This is a genomic window from Streptomyces beigongshangae, assembly GCF_019710745.1.
GTDB classification, from domain to species: domain Bacteria; phylum Actinomycetota; class Actinomycetes; order Streptomycetales; family Streptomycetaceae; genus Streptomyces; species Streptomyces beigongshangae.
Genome location: NZ_JAHKJW010000036.1, coordinates 30,565 through 49,273, shown reverse-complemented (window position 1 = coordinate 49,273; position 18,709 = coordinate 30,565). Strand labels below are relative to the sequence as shown.

Genomic DNA, 18,709 nt, shown 5'->3' with positions numbered 1-18,709 from the left:
GCCGCACGGCGTGCGCCGGGACGTCCCGGACCGGGACCGCGGACGCGGGCCCGGCGACGGTGCCGGTCCCGCCGTCGACCGCCGGCGGGACCGGCGGGGGACGGCCGGTCCGGGCGAGGTGTCCGAGGAGACCTGGCAACGGTTCGACTCCTCGCCCGACCTGTCCGCGTGGGCCCTGATCACCGCTCCGGTGCACCCGAGTCTCCGGGAAGCGCACCCGGACACGGCGACCTGGGGCGAGTTGCGGGTCGACCCGGGGCTCGCGGGGCTCGACAGCGGACGGGCGCGTCCGCTCCGCGTCGAGATCGGGTGCCGGGAGCACGGGACCCTGTGGCGCGTGCCCGTCGAGGGCATCACGCCGGACGCGCTGGCGTGGCATCCGCGCCTGCCCCTGGTGGCCGGGCTGGCCGTACGTGGCGGCTACGCGTTTCCGTGGGTCGCCGACCACCGTGCGCGGACCGTCGTGGTGCACGACCGGGTCCGGGCGGCCACCTCGCTCACCGCTCTCGGGGGCGGTGGGCGGTCGCCGCTCGTGTGGAGCGGCTCCGGGCTGGTCGTTCTCACGCCCGCGCCACCGCCGCCCTCCCCGGCCCGCACCGGGGAGGAGACGGACCGGACGGCCGTGGCCTGCGAGGCGAACGGCCCGGGCTGGCTCGTCTTCCCCCAGGGCGTACCGGAGCTCTCGGCCCTGGCGGCCGTCCGGGTGGCGGAACTCCGTCCCGACGGCGGCGCCCTCCGGGTGCTCACCGGGCCGCTGCTGGTCCGGGGACTCGAACCCGCTCCCGGGGGCGGTCAGCTGCTGGTCACCCACCTCGACGAGGAGGTCTCGCACTCCCAGGAGCTGCACTGGGCGGCGTCGGTGACCGCGACCGGTCCGACGGGGCCGGGCACGGGTGCGCGGCCGGTGCCCCCCGGATCCCGCTGGGCCACGGGCGCCCCCGACGTACTGGCGTGGCCCGACGAGGCGGACGGCCGCCGGCGGATCCTGACGCGCCACGCCGCCGGCCGTGCGGGCGGCGCGGCCCCCGGCATCCCGGTCCCGCCCGTCTCCGGTCCCGCCGACGAGTGGTGGCCGCTCCGGTACGACGGAGCCCTCTGGGTGCTCGGCGTGCACGACGACCGCCCCTACCTGGCCGGGCCCCGGCGCACCGTCGCTCTCCCCGCCCCCGCCGGCCTGCGGCTCGGCCCTCCCGTCCCCGCCGTGGGACCCCCGGCCGGGTTCCTGCTGGACTGCCGGGACGCCGGGGGCAGGTACGGGATCGGCGTCCTGGACCCCCGGCGTCCGGGGCTCGCCCTCACCTGGGCCGCCGACCGCGACCTGCCGTCCGTACGCCTCCTGCGCGCCTGCAGCGGGCGGTCGGGCCAGGGCCTGGTGGTGGAGGGCGCCACACGGCTGCGGCGGCTGCGGTTGTCGGACGGCGCCCTCATCTCCGAGCCCGTGGCCACCCGGCACGCTGCCCGCGCGGCCGGGAAACCCTCCGTCGTCGACCTGCGCCGGGCCGGGGACCGGTTGCCGATGAGACTGACCCTGGCCGCCGCCGCCACCACCACCGCCGCCACCACCACCGACGCCGCCGCCGCCGACGCGGCGAGCGAAGAGGAGAGCGCGAAGGAGACTGAGCAGGAGAGCGGGAAGGGGCGTACGGCCCCGGCCCCCCTGCTGCTGTGGCTGCGGGCACAGGACCCCGGCGGGGGCGGCGAGGCCGTGCGGTGCGCCGGGGCAGGACCCGTCGCCCACCTGGACCTGGTGCCCCGGTGGCCCGCCGACGCCACCGCCGGGTTCCTGCACACCCAGATCACCGATGCCGTACGTGCGGCCCTGGACGCGCTCGACGAGCACCGGCCCGGCATCCTCGGCCGGGGCGTGGTCGTCGGCGGGCACAGTTTCGGCGCGAGCCTCGCGCTGTACGCGCTGGCCCACGACCGCCGGCTGGACGGCGCCATCGTGCACAGCGGCTGCTACAACCGCACCCTCACCCCGGGCGGCTTCCAGTACGAGCGGCGGTCCTACTGGCAGACGCCCGAGGTCTATCACGCCTTCAGCGCCCTGCTGTTCGCTCACCGCCTCGACCGCCCCGTCCTCATCGTGCACGGCGTCCGGGACACGAACCCCGCGACGGCGCCCGAGCAGGCCGTCGGGCTCTACCGGGGCATCGTCGCCGCCGGTGGCCGTGCCCGTCTGCTGCTGCTGCCCGGCGAAGGCCACAACTTCCGGTACGCGGAGAGCCATCGGACCCTCGCGCGGGAGCACGGACGGTGGCTGGACCGGTGCGCACGCACTCCGGAAAGGGCGTGACCCCCATGGCCGCCGAAGCGGACCCGGCGAAGATCGACACGCGTGAGCAGGCCGCCTGTCTGGCGTTCGCGGTACGGCTCGTCTGGCAGGCGGACCGGCGCCGCCTGACCGAGGTGGTCATCGCCCAACTCGCCTCGGCCCTGGGCATCATGGCGCTGATCCTGCTGGTCAGGAACGTCCTCGGAACGGTGCTCGCCGCCGGATCGGACCCCGGCGCGGGAGGGCGGCAGGCGATCGTCTCCGTCGTCCTCGTCGTCGCGATCGGTTCGCTGGGGGGAGTGCTGCGCCTGTTCGCCGCCTCCCGGAACCGCGTCCTGGCAGCCAAGGCCGACCGCCAGGTGATCAGTACGGTGCTCGCCTCGGCGACCCGGGCGGAACTGGCGCGCTTCGAGGACCCCGTGTTCCACGACGCGCTGCAGCGAGCGGTGTTCGCCTCGCGTGCGCAGCCGACGATGGTGGTCGCGATGCTGGTCGCGGCCTCGCAGGCAGTGCTCACCGCCGTCGCCGTCGGGGCCGCCTTCGCGGTGCTGGCCTGGTGGCTGCTGCCCGTCGCCCTCCTCAGTGCGCTGCCGGTGCTCAGGGCCGCCCGGGCCGAACGCAACGCCGGTTACGGACTGCACCGCAAGCTCGCCGAGGACCGCCGGGTACGCCAGTACGTGGAGCAGTTGCTCACCGGCCGGGACGCCGCCAAGGAGGTGCGCGCGTTGGATCTCGGCCGGGTCCTGCGTGCCAGGTGGGACGCGGAGTACGAGCGCGAGATCGACGACACCGTGTCCTGGCAGCGGGGCTGTCTGCGGACCAGGATCGCGGCCCGGCTCGGAGCGGACGCGCTCGTCCTGGCGGTCATCGGCTCCGTCTGGTGGCTGATCGGCTCCGGCGTGGTCGGTCTGCCCACGGCGGTCGCCGCCGTCACCGGTCTCTTCCTGATGACCAGCCGGGTGCAGGCGCTCGGCGCGCTGCTCAACGGAATCGGCGAGTCCCTCCACTACCTCATGGATCTGCGGACCTTCGCGGCCGACACCGGCACCACCACACAGGGCACCACCACGCAGGGCACCACCACGCAGGGCACCACCACGCAGGGCACCACCACGCAGGGCGGCACGACCGCCGCCACGCACGCCGGCGTCGGCGACGGGTTCACCGCACTGAGCGCCGAGTCGATCGGCTTCACCTACCCCGGCTCCCCGTGCCCGGCGCTGCGCGAGGTCTCCCTCACCGTGCACAGGGGCGAATTCATCGCACTGGTCGGCGAGAACGGGTCGGGCAAGACGACGCTGGCCAAGATCCTCGGCGGGCTGTACCCGCCGGACAGCGGCCGCCTGGTGCTCGACGGCACCCCGGCACCCGATCCGGCCCGGCTCCGTGAGACCTGCGCCCCGGTGTTCCAGGACTTCCTGCGCTACAAGTTCACGGCCGGCGACTCCATCGCCCTCGGCCGCACCGGCCTCCCGCCGGACACCGGCGCGATCGCTGCCGCGGCCGAACGGGCGGGCGCCCGCGACTTCCTGGAACGGCTGCCGCGCGGATACGACACCGTACTGGGCAAGGAGTTCAGTGACGGCTGCGACCTCTCGCTCGGCCAGTGGCAACGCCTGGCGCTGGCACGGGCCTTCTACCGGAACTCACCGTTCCTGATCCTCGACGAGCCGACCGCCTCCCTCGACCCGCAGGCGGAGGCGGATCTGGGCGACCGCCTGCGGGCGCTGTTCGCGGACCGCACGGTGCTGCTGATCTCGCACCGGTTCTCGGCGGTACGCGCCGCCGACCGGATCTACGTCATGGCAGGCGGACGCGTGGTCGAGCAAGGGGGGCACGAGGAACTCATGGCGCGGCACGGAACGTACGCACGGCTCTTCCGGCTCCAGGCCCGGCCCTACCACGACGACGGCAGCGCCGACCGGCGGCTGAGCCACCGGTGAGCGCCACCGCCGCGTCACCCGGCGCGGCCCTCGGCCACGGCGCGTTCGCGCGCGTGGATCCGTACGAGGTCATGCATCCGGTACCTCGTACCGTCGGCGCCCCCGGCCGGTACGGCGACGAGCAGACTGGCGTCGACGAGGGCTTCGAGGTGGGTCTCGGCCCGGTCGGCCGGACAGTCCAGCAGCGCGGCCGCGGCGCCGGCGGAGAAGTCCGGCACCTCCAGCAGCCCCAGGAGCCGGAAGGCCGGGCGCGTGGCGTCCGGCAGGGTCGCGTACCCCCGCTCCAGGCTTTCGCGCACGGAGAGGTCGCCGATGGCCAGTTCGTCGAGCCGTCGCCGCTCGTCGCGGAGCAGGTCCGCCAGCCGGGCCAGCGGCCACTGCCGACGGCACGCCAGCCGGGCACCCGCGATCCGCACGGCCAGTGGGCACCGCCCGCACGAGCGGACGATGTCCGCGGCCGCCCCGGGTTCCGCGGCGACCCGGTCCGCTCCGACGATCCGCGCGAGCATCTCGACACCGTGCGCGGCTGGGAGCGGCCCCAGCTCGACCGACCGCGACGGCCCCATCGACGTCAGCCGCCGCCTGCTGGTGATCAGCACCGCCGGCCCGCCGACCCCCGGGAGCAGGGGCCGGATCTGGCGTTCCGAGGCCGCGTTGTCCAGCACGACCAGGATGTCGCGATCGGCCGACAGGGTGCGGTAGAGGCTGGAGAGCTCCTCCGTCGAGTCCGGTACGGCTGCCGGACCCCGCATGCCGAGGGCGCGCAGGAAGCGGACGAGCACGTCTCCCGGTTCGGCCGGGGCGGCGCTCGCCCCTCGTAGATCGACGAACAGCCTGCCGCCGGTGAACCGTTCGGTCAGTGCGTGCGCCGCGTGCACCGCGAGGGAGGTCTTGCCGACCCCCGCCATGCCCGAGACCGCCACCGTGGGTACGACACCGTGGGGTGTCCCGTCAGCCCCCGTCAGGACCTCCTCGATCGCCCGCAGGTGGGTCGTGCGGCCGGTGAAGTCGGAGATGTCACTGGGCAACTGCGCCGGGACCACGGGCACGGCCGGCGTCCGCGCACCGTGCTCCGGGCCGGCTGTCCCGCTCTCCGGCACGGCGGGGTCCTGCTCCGCGGGCGCGGCGCAGGCCGCGGCGATGCGCCGCCGGGCGCCCAGCCACGGCTCGGGCGTCAGACCGCAGGCCGCCACGTAGGCGTGCACGAACCCGGCGCGGGGCAGGGCGCCACGACCGAGTACGGCGGCCGTGGTGCTCCGCGCGAGATGCAGTCCGTGCCGCTGGGCGCGGACCTCCAGCTCCCTGTAAGTGAGTTCGGACCGGGCTCGCAACCGCCGGAGCAGCCGGACGAACTCCTCCGGTGTGCGGGCGTCGTCCGGGCCCGGTACGACATCGCTGTACGACACGTGCTTCTCCCCGTGGTGAGCCGGCCGCGTGCGGTCCCGGGCCCGTGGCCCGGAGCGACCGACGACTGCGCACGCCGCGCGGCGTGCCTACGACATCAGGTGTAGCCCGTCGCCGTTGTTCGGCATCGGGAGGAGGACGCAGGAAAAACGGACGCCGAACAACCGCCGGATCCTGAAGAACCGGTCTGAAGATCAGGTCACCGTTTCGTCTCAGCTGCTCCGGGCCCGCAACCGATGACCTCCGGCGCGGGTCCAGCCAGTACGGATACGTATCGGAAGGAGGGCCCGATCATGGGGGACACCCGCAGACGGGCAGCCGTGGCACTGGGGATCACCGGGCTGGTGGCGCCGCTGACCGTCGCGCTGGGCGCGGCGCCGGCGCACGCGGCGAGCTGCACCACGGCGAGCGGCCCGTACCAGAAGCAGGTCGAGAAGTTCCTCGGCCGGCCCGTCGACGGCAGGCAGTCCGCCGCCGACTGCAAGGCGATCAGGGCATTCCAGACCAAGCACGGCATCACCCCGGACATCGGCTACGCGGGCCCGGTCACCTGGGGTGTGATGGACCTCATGACCAAGCAGAAGGCCGTCGGCAAGAAACCCAACGCGGCCGGCAAGTGCCCGGTGAACAAGGGCCGCATAGCCTGCGTGAACCTGACGCTCCAGCTCAGCTGGATCCAGGACGGCAAGACCCTGGTGTACGGGCCGGTCCCGGTGCGCACGGGCCGCGACGGCCACGAGACCCGCACCGGCCTGAAGAAGGTCTACTGGCGCAACATCGACCACGTCTCGACCATCTACGACGTGCCCATGCCCTACAGCCAGTTCTTCGACGGCGGTCAGGCCTTCCACTCGGCCGGGGTCAGCATGTGGAACCCGCCCGGCTCGCACGGCTGCGTCAACATGACGAAGACGGACGCCAAGAAGTACTGGTCCCTCCTGAAGAAGAACGACGACGTGTACGTGTACGGCCGCAAGCCGGGCACCTGACCGGGCCGGTCGGGTCGTTCCCGTCCCGGCTCCCGGCTCCCGGGGGCGGGAACGGGAACGGCCGCACCGTACGGAGACGGCTCACGTCCGCGCCCCGGGACAGCCGGCGCAAAGGCGTCGAAGGCGGTACGGATCACAGCGGTAACTCACGTGGTCTTCACGCAGAGCCCCGTATGATTCACGGTATGTCCACCACTTGCCGTCGTGCGCCGGGAGCCGCGCAACGATCAGCCGCCGAGGTCAACGAGGAGATCCGGGCCCTGTGGCTCCGGGCCGGCGGAATGCTGAGCGGTGAGCAGCGGCGGCAGTACCAGCGCCTCGTCCTGGAGTGGGCGGCGGCCGCGCCCCGGTCCGGGACGTCCTCGGACGCGTCGCAGGCGGCCTGACCGCACGTTCTGCGCCCCCGCCGCCTGTCGTGCGGTGCGGCCGTGAGTCCCTCGTCACCCCTTCACCCCTTCACCCCTTCATCGCGCCCTGCAGCAGCCCCGCGATGAAGCTGCGCTGGAAGACGACGAAGAGGATCAGGACCGGCAGCATCACGATGATCGTCCCCGCCGCCAGGGTGGGGATGTCCGTGCTGTTCTGGCCGACGAAGAAGCCCAGACCCGCGGGCGCCGTGTGCTTGGTGGTGTCCTGGATCAGGACCAGCACCAGCAGGAACTGGTTCCACGACCACATGAAGACGAGCAGCCCCAGCGTCATCAGGGACGGGCGGGCCAGCGGCAGCAGGATCCGCACCAGGATCGTGGCCGACGAGGCGCCGTCGATCCGCGCCGCCTCCACCAGGGACATGGGCGTCGACCGGAAGTGGGTGCGCATCCAGAACACCCCGAACGGCAGGAACAGCGCGATCTCCACCAGGATCACGCCGAGGTACGAGTTGGTCAGGCCGAGACCGCGCAGGTCGAAGTAGAGCGGTACCACGATCAGCTCGACCGGGATCGTGAGCCCCGCGACGAAGAACGCCGCCACCGCGTTGCCGCCGGGCAGCCGCATCGTGCCCAGCGCGTAGCCCGCCAGCGCGGCCAGGACCAGGCAGGCGGGGACCACCCCCAGGGCGATGACGAGGCTGTGCCGGATCAGGTCCGAGAACCCGGCCACCGACCAGGCCGTCTCGTAGTTGCTCCAGCTCCACCGGTCCGGCCAGGTCAGGCCCACCACCGGGGTGCCCGCGGGCTGGAGCGAGGCGAGGAAGACACTGAGGAACGGGATCACGACGACGACCGCCATGACGGTCAGCAGCGCGTAGCCGGACCAGCGTTCCGAGCGCGCGACGGTGTTCATGCCTGGGACCTCACGGTGTTCATGTCTGGGACCTCGACAGACGGTTGATGAGGTAGACGATCCCGAGTATCAGACAGCCCAGGACGACGGCCAGGGCCGCGGCGAGCCCCACCTTGCCCTCGGAGAACGCCAGCCGGTACACGAGCAGCCCGGGGACCGTCGTCTGCTCGCCGGGTCCGCCGTTCGTCGTCACGTACACGATGTCGAAGCTGGCCAGCGCGGCCACCGTCGTGACGGTCATGGCGACGGCGAGTTCACCGCGCAGGTGCGGCAGCGTCACGGAGACGAACTCGCGGATTGGGCCCGCGCCGTCGATCCGGGCCGCCTCGTACAGGCTGGGGTCCACCTTCTGCACACCGCTGAGGAAGAGCATCATGCACAGGCCGCTCAGCACCCAGGTGCCGACGAGCCCCACGGCGATCAGCGCGGCGCCGAAGTCGCCCAGCCACGCGCGGGTCACCCCGTCGAGCCCGACCGCCCGGAACACCTGGTTGACCACCCCGTCGTCCCCGTACAGCCAGCGCCAGGTCACGCCGACCGCGACGAGCGGCACGACCTGCGGGAGCATGAACAGGAAGCGGTACGCCCCCATGCCGGGCCGCCGGTAACGGGCCAGCAGACCCGTCGACAGCAGCCCGAGCACGATCGGCACGAAGGAGAAGAACACCACCAGCACCAGGGCGTTGAACACCGACCGGCGCAGGACCGGGTCCTGGAGGATCTCCGCGTAGTTGCCGAGCCCGACCCAGTCGCCCAGCGTGACGCCGTCCCACTCGAACAGCGACAGGTACGCCGTGTGCAGCGCGGGCAGCACCGCGAACGCGAAGTAGACGGCGAACGCGGGCAGGACGTACACGTATCCGCGCCACGGGCTGCGGCCGCGGGCCCGCCGCCCGCGGACCCGCCGGTCGGCGGCCTGCCGGCCGGGGACCGGTGGACTACTTCCCATGGTGGTCCTCCCACTCGTCCTGCAGGGAGTCGAGGTACTCCGCGGGCCCGATCCGGTCGGCGATGAGCTTCTGGACGCCGGAGCGCAGCCGGTCGAGCATCGCGGGCGCCGCGAAGTCGGGGAACGTGGTGATCCCGTCGTCGGCGACGGCCCGCCGGTGGCCCCGCGCGATGTCCGCCAGCACACCCGCCGGTTTCCCCACCGCATCGGGGTTGGGCGGCAGGAAGCCGTTGTCGCCGATGATCTGGCCGGCCTCGGGCGAGGTGAGGAAGTCCAGGAACACGCCCGCCGCCTCGGGGTGTTCGGTCAGGGACGACACGGCGTACGAGACGCTGAACCCCGACGCCACCGTGGGGGAGCCGGCCCGCTCGCCGGGCATCGGGAAGAACCCGACGCCGTCCCCCATGACGGCGGCCAGCTGCCCCGCGGCCCAGTTGCCGTTGATGAGGAAGACGCTGTCGCCCTCGGCGAACCGGGCGGTCGAGTCGACCTGCGCGGTGCCGTTCGCGGACTCGCTGTAGTACCCCTTGCGGCCCCACTCGACCATGAGTTCACTGGCCTCGACCGCCGCCGGGTTCTCCATCGTGGCGCCCTTCCTGCCGTTCACCCAGTCCCAGTACTCGTCCGTGGGCATCAGCTGGTTGAGCAGCGCGGCCCACAGGTGCAGGCCGCCGGAGTCGAGCGCGCCGACGCCGAGCGGGGTCAGGTCCGCTTCCTTCGCCGCGGCGAGCTGCTCCTCGAACTCCGCCAGCGTCCTCGGCGGGGAGTCGATCCCGGCCCGCCGGGCGAGTTCCCTGTTGTAGTAGATGCCCGTCATGGACAGGCCGGCCGGCACCCCGAACAGGGCCCGTCCACCGGTGGCCTCACTGGTCCGCCCCGCGGTGAGCTGGTCGAGGCTGACCGGGGGGACGGCCTCGTCCCAGCCGTACGCCTCCCGGTAGGGCGCCAGGTCCAGGACGTGGCCGTCCGCCGCGAGATCGGTCATGCCGACCGCGTACTGCGCGATGTCGGGCGCGGTGTCGGAGGTCATGGTCAGCTTGAGGTTCTGGACGTAGTCCGAGAACGTCTTGTACTGCGGCTCCACCTCGATGCCGGGGTGCTTCTCCTCGAACGCCGCGATCAGCGCGTCGACCATCAGGGGGGCGTCGGCGAACTGCAGGCGCAGGGTGACGTCCCCGTCCGGCACGGCGGTCGAGGACGGCACACTGGTGGGGCCGGGCACCGCCGTCGCGCTGCCCGGGGTGAGCGCCTCGCACGCGGCGAGCGGGAGCACGAGGGCGACGGCGCAGACCGCCGCGGCGACGCGGCGGCGCACCCGGTGCGTGCTGTCCCTCATCGGCCATCGGCCTCCTTGCCTGGTCTCGTCGGTCGGATCGGTGGGTCAGCCCCTCGGACAGCGGTCGCCGAACCGCTCCAGCAACGCGTTGTTGCGGCGCTCGGCGTCGGCGTCGGTGTTCTGGCTGACGATCAACGGCGGCCGCTGCCCGTGGTGTTCGGCCAGCAGCTGGGCGGCCCGGCAGGTCAGCGCGTTGACCAGGGCCGCCCCCAGCACCGTCGACAGGGCTCCCACCGCCAGGTCGCCCAGCGGCACCACCGTGTCGCCGGGGCTGCCGTGGGTGTCGATGACGATGTCGGCCACGTCGAGCAGCCGCAGTCCGCCGCTGTGCCGCGACCCGGCGGCCAGCGAGTGGGCCCGGCTGGTCACGGCGACCACGGTCGCGCCCGACTCCCGGGCGCCGAGCGCGAATTCGACCGGCACGGCGTTGATCCCCGAGTTGGAGATCACGACCACCACCTCGCCCGCCCTGATGTCCGCCGTACGCAGGATCGCCGCGGCGTACCCGCCGACGCGCTCGGCCGCGCCGGCGCGGCGCGGGGCGACGGGGGAGAGCGCCGGGTCGGCGATGACGTCGACCGGCGCGAGCCCTCCGGCGCGCATCAGCGGTTCGAGCGCCACGAGCTGGGAGTGGCCGCTGCCGAAGTAGTGCACGACGCCCCCGGCGGCGACGCTGTCCGCGACGGCGCGGGCGGCACGCTCGATCGAGGGCCGCTCGGCGGTGGCCAGGGCGGTGAGGTTCTCCTGGAGGGCGGCGAAGTAGGCGAGATCGGCGTTCATCGTATCGAGGCCACCTGGGGTGTCGAACGGAGCCGCTGACGTGGCTGTGGACCGTACCACCGCCGCAGGGACCTGCCCAGACCCGCGGTCGATCCGACTTGTTTCAGGCCCGCTTCCTTGACCACGCCGCGTGACGCGTCTAGCTTCTTGGGTTCCGTGGTACGTACCACAGTCGATGTCGGCAGGAGCGGTCCGGACGATGACACCTCCCGGGGAACCGGACGCCGGGACCCCGGCCGCCGGACGGCTGCTCGCACGCCTGCTGGGGGAACGGGCCGCGGAGTTCACCGCGGACGTGGTCCCCGGGACCGGCGGACCCGACTGGTACGAGATCGACGCCGGGCCGGCGGGCGTGACCCTGCGCGGGTCCAGCGGGGTGGCGGTCGCCTCGGCGCTGCGCCACTACCTGCGGACCGCCTGCGGCACCCAGATCACCTGGGACGCCCCCGTCCCCCGGCTCCCGGACCGGCTGCCGCGCACCGGCAGCACCGCCCGGACGACCTCGCCCTACCGCCACCGCTACCACTTCAACGTCTGCACCTTCGGCTACACCACGGCCTTCTGGGACTGGGCCCGCTGGGAGCGGCACATCGACTGGATGGCCCTGCACGGGGTGACCACGCCGCTCGCGATGACCGGCCTGGAGGCGGCCTGGCAGCGGGCCCTGCTGGCCGTCGGCCTCGACGACGGGAGCGCCCGGCGCTTCCTCGGCGGACCGGCCTACCTGCCGTGGAACTGGCTCGCCTCGCTCGACGGCTGGTGCGGCCCCCTGCCGCAGAGCTGGATCGACGCGCACGCCGGTCTCGGCCGGCGCATCCTGGACCGTGAACGCGCCCTGGGCATGCGGCCCGTCCTCCAGGGCTTCTCCGGGCACGTCCCGCGGGAGCTGATCGCGGACCGGGGCGCCCGGTCGACGACCCTTCCCTGGTGGGACTTCGAGGTCGGCCTGCTGGACCCGCGCGACCCGCTCTTCGAGGAGTTCGGCACCACCCTGCTGACCGAGCAGACCCGGCTCTTCGGCACCGACCACCTCTACGCCGCCGACCCGTTCATCGAGACGACCCCACCGGAGGGCGACCCCGCCGGCATCGCCCGGTTCGCGCGGGCCGTGCACGGGACGATGACCGCGGTGGACGACCGGGCCGTCTGGGTCCTCCAGGCATGGCCCTTCTCCTACCGCTCCCGCTACTGGACCCAGGAGAGGACCCGGGCCTTCCTCGACGCCGTCCCGGACGACGGACTGCTCGTCCTGGACCTGTGGGCCGAGCACCGGCCGGTCTGGCGGCGCACCGACGGCTACCGCAAGAAGCCCTGGGTGTGGTGCATGCTGCACAACCTCGGCGGACGCCCCGGGCTCTACGGGAACCTCGACGAGATCGCCACCGCCGCCGCCCGGGCCGCCGCCGACGCCCGCGGCGGGTCGCTGTCCGGGATCGGCGCGGGCATGGAGGCGTTCGGCGGCGACCCGGTCCTGTACGAGCTGCTGGCGGACGTCGCCTGGCAGGGCTCCGTGGACGACGTACGGACCTGGCTGGAGACCTGGACCCGCGCCCGCTACGGCCGTACGACCCCCGGACTGCTGCGCGCCTGGGAACTGCTGCACGCCTGCGTCTACTCGGCCGACGGCCCCGGGCCGCCGGGCTCGGTGGTCATCGGCAGGCCCACCCTGGAGGGCGACCTCCGGCACGAGCTCCCCGTGCACCTGTCCGGCCCCCCGTCCCCCGACGTACCGCCGGACCTGGCCGAGGCATGGACGCTGCTGGCCGGGGAGGCGACACCGGAGGACGGCGCCGGCCCGCTCGGCCGGGACCTGTGCGACGTCACCGCCCAGGTGCTCACCCACCGGGCGTGCGAACAGCAGTGGCGGGCGGCGGACGCGGCCCTGGCCCGGGACGCCGACGGCTTCCACCGGGCCGCCGGCGAACTGCTCGCCACCATCGAGGACCTGGACACCCTGCTCGCCACCCGGCCCGAACACCGGCTGGACGCCTGGCTGGCCGACGCCCGCAGCTGGGCCACCACCCCGGCCGAGGCCGACCTGTACGAGGGCAACGCGCGGCGCCTGCTCACCCTCTGGGGCCACACCCGCAGCGCCCTGCACGACTACTCGGGCCGCCACTGGTCCGGCCTCGTCCGCACGTTCCACCTGCCCCGCTGGCGCAGCTGGTGCGAGCACATCGGCCGGGCGCTGGAGACCGGATCCCCCTACCGGGCCGAGGAGTTCGAGACGGCCCTGCTCGCCCAGGAGGAACGGTGGACGGCCGACCGGGGCCGGACCGGCGCACCGGGGCCGGACACCGCGGGTGCGACCCTGGAGGTGGTGCGTACGCTGATGCCCCGCCACCGCGTCCGGCGGGGATAGCGGACAGGCGCGAACCGCGGAGTGGATGTGACGGTCGAGGACAGGCGCCCGGACGACAGCCCGGCGACGGACCCCTACAAGCACGAGGCGCTGCGGCGACGGCTCCAGGCCGACATCGCCCGGATGCGCCCCGACGAGGCGCTGCCCACCGAACGGCAGCTCGCCGAGCGGTACGACGTCAGCAGGGCGACCGCCCGGCGCGCGCTCCAGGCCCTGCGCGAGGACGGTCTGGTCCGCAGCGTGCGGGGCGTCGGCACGTTCGTCTCGCACCCCCGGATCACCAAGACGTCGACGCTCACCTCGTTCTCCGAGGACCTGCGCTCACGCGGCTACCGGCCCAGCGCCGAAGTCCTGTCCGCGGAGCTCGTCGAGGCCGACCTGCACCATGCCACGGCCCTGGGCGTCGACCCCGGCACCACCCTGCACCGCATCGAGCGCCTGCGCCTCGGCGACGGCTTCCCCATCTGCCTGGAGACGGTCCACCTGTCCGCCGAGCGGTTCCCGGACCTGGACGAGTCGCTCCTGAAGGGCTCGCTGTCGGAGGCCCTGGAACGCACCCGGGGCGTCCGCGTCGTGCGCGCCACGCAGCAGATCCGCGCGGTCAACGTGACCGGCCGCCAGGCCGGCCTGCTCGGCGTCAAGGAGGGGTCCGCCGCCCTGCTGGTCCGGCGCACGGCGTTCGACGGCACGGGGCACGTTGTGGAGTACGGCGAGTCGCTGTGCCGGGGCGACCTGTACGAGTTCTCGCTGGTGGTGACGGTGTAGCGCCCCCCGCCCCGGGCGGCGCTGACCGCGTCCCGGGTCCCGCTCTGCCGTCGGCGAATCCGCTACGGGCCGAGATTCCTTCCGCGCCGCCGCCGGCGGACCGAGGGTGGGGGCACCGCGGCGCTCCAGGCCGCGCCACCACCAGGAGGAGCGATGGCACTCAGCAGCACCGCACCCGGCTTCGGGCCGAGGGCGGGGGCCAGGGCCGGGTACGGCCACAGTCACGGTCACGGTTACGGTCAGGACCCCTCCCGGGTACCACGGGCCGAGGAGGGCGACACCCCGCCGTCACGGTTCGACGACCACCTGGCCGCCCAGCTCCTCAACCAGCGCATCGTGTTCCTGGGCACCCAGGTCGACGAGGTCTCCGCGAACCGGATCTGCGCGCAGCTGCTCCTGCTCTCCGCGGAGGACCCCCGCACCGACATCGCCCTCTACATCAACAGTCCGGGCGGATCCGTCCACGCGGGCCTCGCCGTCTACGACACGATGCGGCTCATCCCCAACGACGTGTCAACCCTGGCCATGGGCTTCGCCGCGAGCATGGGGCAGTTCCTGCTCACCGTCGGCACCCCCGGCAAGCGCTACTCGCTCCCGAACGCGCGGATCATGATGCACCAGCCCTCGGCCGGCATCGGCGGCACCACCGCCGACATCGCCATCCAGGCCGAGAACCTCCGGTTCACCAAGGAGACCATCGAGCGCATCACCGCCGAACACACCGGCCACAGCGAGGAGACGATCTCCCGCGACGGCGACCGCGACCGCTGGTTCACGGCCGAACAGGCGCGGGAGTACGGCATGATCGACCGGGTCGTGGAGTCCCTCGACGACGTCCGCCCGGCCTCCTCGAAGCGACGGACGGGACTCTGACATGAGCCAGTACACGATCCCGAACGTCGTCGAGCGCACGTCCCGGGGCGAGCGCGCCTACGACATCTACAGCCGGCTGCTGTCCGAGCGGATCATCTTCCTGGGCACCGAGATCGACGACGGCGTGGCCAACGTCGTCATCGCCCAGCTGCTCCACCTGGAGTCGGCCGCCCCCGAACGGGAGATCGCGATCTACCTCAACTCGCCCGGCGGCTCGTTCACCTCGCTCATGGCGATCTACGACACGATGAGCTTCGTCAGCGCGCCCGTCTCCACGTTCTGCGTCGGGCAGGCCGCCTCGACCGCGGCGGTGCTCCTGGCGGGCGGGGACCCCGGCCGCCGGTTCGTCCTGGAACACGCGCGGGTCCTGCTCGGCCAGCCCGCGAGCGGCGGCGCCCGCGGCACCGTCTCCGACCTGACCCTGCAGGCCGAGGAGATGCTCCGGATCCGCTCCCAGGTCGAGGACGTCCTGTCCCTGCACACCCACCACTCCGTCGAGACCCTGCGCGCCGACATGGACCGCGACAAGGTCTTCACCGCGCAGGAGGCGGTGGCGTACGGCCTCGCCGACGAGGTGCTGAGCCGGCGCCTGGCGGCCGCCGCCTGAGGAAGCCCGCCCCGGGCGGCCGCCGCGCCCCGCCGCAGCGCGCGTCAGGCGGCGAGACGGATGTCGCCCGGCCGGGAGCGCGCCTCCGTGCGCCGCGGCGCGGTACGGGACCGCAGGGGGCGGGGCGGGTCCTGGCGCACCAGGCGGCGGTGCGCCAGGGCCAGCAGATCGGCGAGGCCCAGCCCGAGCGCGTGCGCGGCGGCCGCGAGGACCTCTGACGACGCCTCCTTGCGGCCGCGCTCCAGCTCGGAGAGGTACGGCATCGAGATACGGGCCGCGTCGGCGACGTCCTTCAGGGTCCGCTCCTGCGCGAGCCGCTCCCGCCGCAGGACGTCACCCACGACGTCCCGCCACAGGGGCTCCCTGCGGGCCGGGTCCGCCGTCCGCGACGGCGTGACCGGCGCGGGCGGCGCGGGTGACGCGGGTGGTTCGGCGGGAACGGGTCGCAGGGGGATGACGCGGGCTCGGTTCGACGCGTGGCTGCTCACCGCTCCACCTTAGGAAGCACGGCCCGCCGGGGGGAGACCGCCGCGTTCCGCCCTCGGCGAAGTACGGCCCCGTTCGGTGCGGACCGTCAGTGCGGGTGAGGCCCGTCCCGGTGCACCGGACCGTGCGCGGCCCCGCAGTGGGCGTCCGCGGAGCCNCGGACCGTGCGCGGCCCCGCAGTGGGCGTCCGCGGAGCCGCCGCTGCCGGTGCGGACCTCCAGGACCTTCGCCGGGGCGTGGTCGACCTGCAGGGTGGTGTGGCCGATCCCGTAGTCGCACCGCAGGATCTTCTCCAGGTCCCGGCGCACCGTGTGGCAGTCCGCGACGGGTTCGACCAGGACGTGTGCGGACAGCGCGGGCTGTCCCGACGTGATGGTCCACACGTGGAGGTCGTGCACCTCGGCGACCGAGGGGTGCGCGGCCAGCCGGTCCCCGATGACGTCCGGGTCCAGATGCGCGGGCGCCGCTTCGAGGAAGATCCGCCCCGACTCCCGTACGAGCCCGTAGCCGGCCTTGAACATGAGGGCCACGACGACCAGCGTGGCGATCGCGTCGGCCCGCGCGAACCCGGTCAGCACCACCACGAGACCGGCGACCGCGGTGCCGATGAACGCGAACAGGTCGTTGAGGATGTGCTGGTAGGCGCCCTCGACGTTGAGCGAGGTCCGGTTGGCCCTGGAGATGCACCAGGCGGCCGCCACGTTCACGGCGATGCCCGCGAGGGCCGTCCAGAGCACGAGGCCGCCCTCCACCTCGGGCGGGTCGACCAGCCGCCGCACGGCCTCGTACGCCAGCCAGGCGCCGAGCAGCAGCAGCGTGAGCCCGTTCGCCTGGGCGGAGAGGATCTCGGCCCGCTTCAGGCCGTACGTGAACCCGCCGCGGGCCGGACGCCCGGCCAGCCGCATCGCGATGAGCGCCAGCACGATCGACACGGCGTCGGTGAGCATGTGCGCGGCGTCGGAGATCAGGGCGAGCGACCGGGCGAGGACGCCGATGACCACCTCGATCGCCATGAACGAGGTGATCAGCGTCAGTGCGATGCCGAGCCAGCGGCGGTCCGCGTCCGCGGCGACCCCGTGCGCGTGCCCCGCGTGCCCGTCCGGCCCGTGCCCGTGGCCGTGGTGCGCGCTGCTCATGTGTGCCCCCTCGATCCGGTGTCCGACCGGTGACCCACCGGTGTCCGACTCCCGCAGTGAAGCGCACCTCGCGGAGATCGGCAAAGGCTGCACCGGTGACCGTTGTCATCACCGTTAACACGCCTCTGACCTGCGACGACGTACATCGGCGGCAGAGCGTGGCGACGACCGGGACGGAGCCGGGACTAGCCGCCGAAGAGCTGGGTCCAGTACGTGCCCACCGCGCCGCCGCCCGCGTAGCCGACGCCCAGGTGGGTGAAGGCGGGCTTGAGGATGTTGGCGCGGTGGCCGGGACTGTCCATCCAGCCTCGTACGACCTCGGCGGGGGAGCGCTGGCCGCAGGCGATGTTCTCGCCGACGGTGCGGCGGGTGCTGCCCGCGGCGGCGGCCCGGTGCCAGGGCTCGCTGCCGTCGGGGGAGGTGTGGGAGTAGAAGGCGCGGGCCGCCATGTCCGCGCTGTGGGCCTGCGCCGCCCTGGTGAGCAGGGGGTCCTCGGCCAGCGGCGGCAGACCGGCCGCGGCCCGCCCGGCGTTGGTGAGCGCGAGGACCTCGGAGGTGGTCCGCGCCAGTCCGGCGGGGGTCAGGGGCCGGGCCCACAGCGCGGTCCAGTAGGGCGTGCCGGACCGGCCGCCGGGCACGCGGGCGACACCGGCGTGGGTGAACGCCGGGTCCTGGAGGGTCCGCCGCGACCGGTCGTCCGTGAGGCAGTACTCCACGAACTCCGCCGGATCGCGCGGACCGGACACGAGATGCTCGCCGATCGCCAGGTACGCGTAGCCCTCGGCGGTGACGCGCTGGTGGACCGAGAGCCCGTCCGGTCCCCCGGACCCCAGCCGGTCCCACGCCGCCATCCCGGCGGCGTGGGACCGCGCCGCGGCGACCAGCCGCCCGTCGAGCGCGACGGCCGGGGAACCGGCGGCGCCCCGGACGGAGTTGACGAGCCCGAGGAACCGGTCGGCAAGGTCCCCGGAGCCGACGGCCACCGCCGGCGCACCGGAGCCGGCCGCCGGTCCCGGCCCCGCGTCGGCGTCCTCGGCCACCTTTACGCCGAAGTCCCGCGCGATCCCCGCCAGGCCGTCGGCGTAGCCCTGGCCCAGCGCACGCAGCTTCCACGCCGCCCCGCGGCGGTAGACCTCCGCGAGCAGCAGCACGCTCTCGTGGTGCGGGCGCGGCGGGACGAAACGGGCGACGGTACGGCCGCCCGAGTCGGTGACCAGCAGGGCGGGTGCGGGCAGTCGTCCCGGCGGGGTGCCGGGCTCGGCGGGGCTGACGACGACGGTGACGCGGCTCGCCCCGGCCCGCAGCGCGGCCGGATCGACCCGCAGGGTCGCCCCGCTCAGGCGCGCGCCGGGGGCCGCCGGCTGGTTGTAGAAGACGAAGTCGCCGTCACCGCGCACCGTGCCGCTGTCGTCGGTGACGAGCGCCGACACGTCGAAGGGCCCGGACACCCGGAAGGTCAGGGCGCCGCCGGGCAGGGGCAGATTGCCGCCGGGGACCAACTCGCTCATCGTGCCGCCTGT

General features: G+C 73.8%; 15 protein-coding genes and 1 pseudogene. 8 read left to right on the top strand and 8 right to left on the bottom strand.

Features of this window, described 5'->3' with window-relative positions:
- Positions 1 to 10: 10 nt before the first annotated feature.
- Both KM933_RS40355 and KM933_RS25645 read left to right on the top strand, forming a co-directional pair.
- Positions 11 to 2,296 carry a S9 family peptidase gene (locus KM933_RS40355; RefSeq protein WP_221356128.1) on the top strand — a complete coding sequence of 762 codons (2,286 nt, stop codon included), beginning with the start codon at positions 11 to 13 and terminating at the stop codon, positions 2,294 to 2,296.
- A gap of 5 nt (positions 2,297 to 2,301) precedes the next feature.
- Positions 2,302 to 4,218, top strand: coding sequence for an ABC transporter ATP-binding protein (locus KM933_RS25645; RefSeq protein WP_221356126.1), 1,917 nt, complete (start codon positions 2,302 to 2,304; stop codon positions 4,216 to 4,218).
- Positions 4,219 to 4,232: 14 nt separating this feature from the next.
- Here KM933_RS25645 and KM933_RS25640 read toward each other — a convergent pair whose 3' ends face one another.
- A complete protein-coding gene (locus tag KM933_RS25640; RefSeq protein ID WP_221356124.1) occupies positions 4,233 to 5,624 on the bottom strand; it encodes an NB-ARC domain-containing protein in 1,392 nt (463 codons plus the stop codon).
- A 291-nt stretch (positions 5,625 to 5,915) separates the two neighbouring features.
- On the opposite strand from KM933_RS25640, the gene KM933_RS25635 reads away from it, so the two are divergent.
- Entirely contained in the window at positions 5,916 to 6,611 is a 696-nt protein-coding gene (locus KM933_RS25635; protein ID WP_221356122.1) for a L,D-transpeptidase family protein, read from the top strand.
- Positions 6,612 to 6,784: 173 nt separating this feature from the next.
- A complete protein-coding gene (locus KM933_RS25630) occupies positions 6,785 to 6,997 on the top strand; it encodes a hypothetical protein (protein ID WP_221356120.1) in 213 nt (70 codons plus the stop codon).
- 70 nt (positions 6,998 to 7,067) lie between these two features.
- Here the strand turns inward: KM933_RS25630 and KM933_RS25625 are convergent, their stop codons facing one another.
- Genes KM933_RS25625 through KM933_RS25610 form a run of 4 tightly spaced genes read right to left on the bottom strand, consistent with a single transcriptional unit; the run spans position 7,068 to position 10,960 of the window.
- Positions 7,068 to 7,895, bottom strand: a complete 828-nt coding sequence (locus tag KM933_RS25625; RefSeq protein ID WP_221356118.1) for a carbohydrate ABC transporter permease — start codon at positions 7,893 to 7,895, stop codon at positions 7,068 to 7,070.
- A gap of 19 nt (positions 7,896 to 7,914) precedes the next feature.
- Positions 7,915 to 8,844, bottom strand: a complete 930-nt coding sequence (locus KM933_RS25620) for a carbohydrate ABC transporter permease (protein ID WP_221356117.1) — start codon at positions 8,842 to 8,844, stop codon at positions 7,915 to 7,917.
- Positions 8,834 to 10,180 carry an ABC transporter substrate-binding protein gene (locus KM933_RS25615; protein ID WP_221356115.1) on the bottom strand — a complete coding sequence of 449 codons (1,347 nt, stop codon included), beginning with the start codon at positions 10,178 to 10,180 and terminating at the stop codon, positions 8,834 to 8,836. Before KM933_RS25615 ends, KM933_RS25620 begins: the two co-directional genes overlap by 11 nt.
- Before the next feature lie 45 nt (positions 10,181 to 10,225).
- On the bottom strand, positions 10,226 to 10,960 hold the full coding sequence (locus KM933_RS25610; RefSeq protein ID WP_221356113.1) for a sugar isomerase domain-containing protein: 735 nt from the start codon (positions 10,958 to 10,960) through the stop codon (positions 10,226 to 10,228).
- 199 nt (positions 10,961 to 11,159) lie between these two features.
- Between KM933_RS25610 and KM933_RS25605 the strand changes: the two genes are divergently transcribed.
- From KM933_RS25605 to KM933_RS25590, 4 genes are all read left to right on the top strand, one after another.
- A complete protein-coding gene (locus tag KM933_RS25605) occupies positions 11,160 to 13,322 on the top strand; it encodes an alpha-N-acetylglucosaminidase (protein ID WP_221356111.1) in 2,163 nt (720 codons plus the stop codon).
- Between the two features lie 27 nt (positions 13,323 to 13,349).
- Entirely contained in the window at positions 13,350 to 14,087 is a 738-nt protein-coding gene (locus tag KM933_RS25600; RefSeq protein WP_221356109.1) for a GntR family transcriptional regulator, read from the top strand.
- A gap of 153 nt (positions 14,088 to 14,240) precedes the next feature.
- Positions 14,241 to 14,960, top strand: a complete 720-nt coding sequence (locus KM933_RS25595; RefSeq protein ID WP_260334147.1) for an ATP-dependent Clp protease proteolytic subunit — start codon at positions 14,241 to 14,243, stop codon at positions 14,958 to 14,960.
- Position 14,961: 1 nt separating this feature from the next.
- Entirely contained in the window at positions 14,962 to 15,567 is a 606-nt protein-coding gene (locus KM933_RS25590) for a ClpP family protease (protein WP_221356107.1), read from the top strand.
- Between the two features lie 44 nt (positions 15,568 to 15,611).
- On the opposite strand, the gene KM933_RS25585 is transcribed toward KM933_RS25590, so the two are convergent.
- From KM933_RS25585 to KM933_RS25575, 3 genes and pseudogenes are all read right to left on the bottom strand, one after another.
- Positions 15,612 to 16,055, bottom strand: a complete 444-nt coding sequence (locus KM933_RS25585) for a helix-turn-helix domain-containing protein (protein WP_221356106.1) — start codon at positions 16,053 to 16,055, stop codon at positions 15,612 to 15,614.
- An 86-nt stretch (positions 16,056 to 16,141) separates the two neighbouring features.
- Positions 16,142 to 17,189, bottom strand: a pseudogene (locus KM933_RS25580) (cation diffusion facilitator family transporter).
- 185 nt (positions 17,190 to 17,374) lie between these two features.
- A complete protein-coding gene (locus KM933_RS25575; RefSeq protein WP_221356104.1) occupies positions 17,375 to 18,697 on the bottom strand; it encodes a CAP domain-containing protein in 1,323 nt (440 codons plus the stop codon).
- Between the last annotated feature and the right edge of the window lie 12 nt (positions 18,698 to 18,709).

Excerpts from the sequence above, each read along its gene's own strand:
- KM933_RS25625 (WP_221356118.1), bottom strand. The coding sequence starts at position 7,895 with ATGAACACCGTCGCGCGCTCGGAACGCTGGTCCGGCTACGCGCTGCTG.
- KM933_RS25620 (WP_221356117.1), bottom strand. The coding sequence starts at position 8,844 with ATGGGAAGTAGTCCACCGGTCCCCGGCCGGCAGGCCGCCGACCGGCGG.
- KM933_RS25630 (WP_221356120.1), top strand. The coding sequence starts at position 6,785 with ATGATTCACGGTATGTCCACCACTTGCCGTCGTGCGCCGGGAGCCGCG.
- KM933_RS25605 (WP_221356111.1), top strand. The coding sequence starts at position 11,160 with ATGACACCTCCCGGGGAACCGGACGCCGGGACCCCGGCCGCCGGACGG.
- KM933_RS25575 (WP_221356104.1), bottom strand. The coding sequence starts at position 18,697 with ATGAGCGAGTTGGTCCCCGGCGGCAATCTGCCCCTGCCCGGCGGCGCC.
- KM933_RS25610 (WP_221356113.1), bottom strand. The coding sequence starts at position 10,960 with ATGAACGCCGATCTCGCCTACTTCGCCGCCCTCCAGGAGAACCTCACC.
- KM933_RS25590 (WP_221356107.1), top strand. The coding sequence starts at position 14,962 with ATGAGCCAGTACACGATCCCGAACGTCGTCGAGCGCACGTCCCGGGGC.
- KM933_RS25645 (WP_221356126.1), top strand. The coding sequence starts at position 2,302 with ATGGCCGCCGAAGCGGACCCGGCGAAGATCGACACGCGTGAGCAGGCC.
- KM933_RS25615 (WP_221356115.1), bottom strand. The coding sequence starts at position 10,180 with ATGAGGGACAGCACGCACCGGGTGCGCCGCCGCGTCGCCGCGGCGGTC.
- KM933_RS25595 (WP_260334147.1), top strand. The coding sequence starts at position 14,241 with ATGGCACTCAGCAGCACCGCACCCGGCTTCGGGCCGAGGGCGGGGGCC.
- KM933_RS25635 (WP_221356122.1), top strand. The coding sequence starts at position 5,916 with ATGGGGGACACCCGCAGACGGGCAGCCGTGGCACTGGGGATCACCGGG.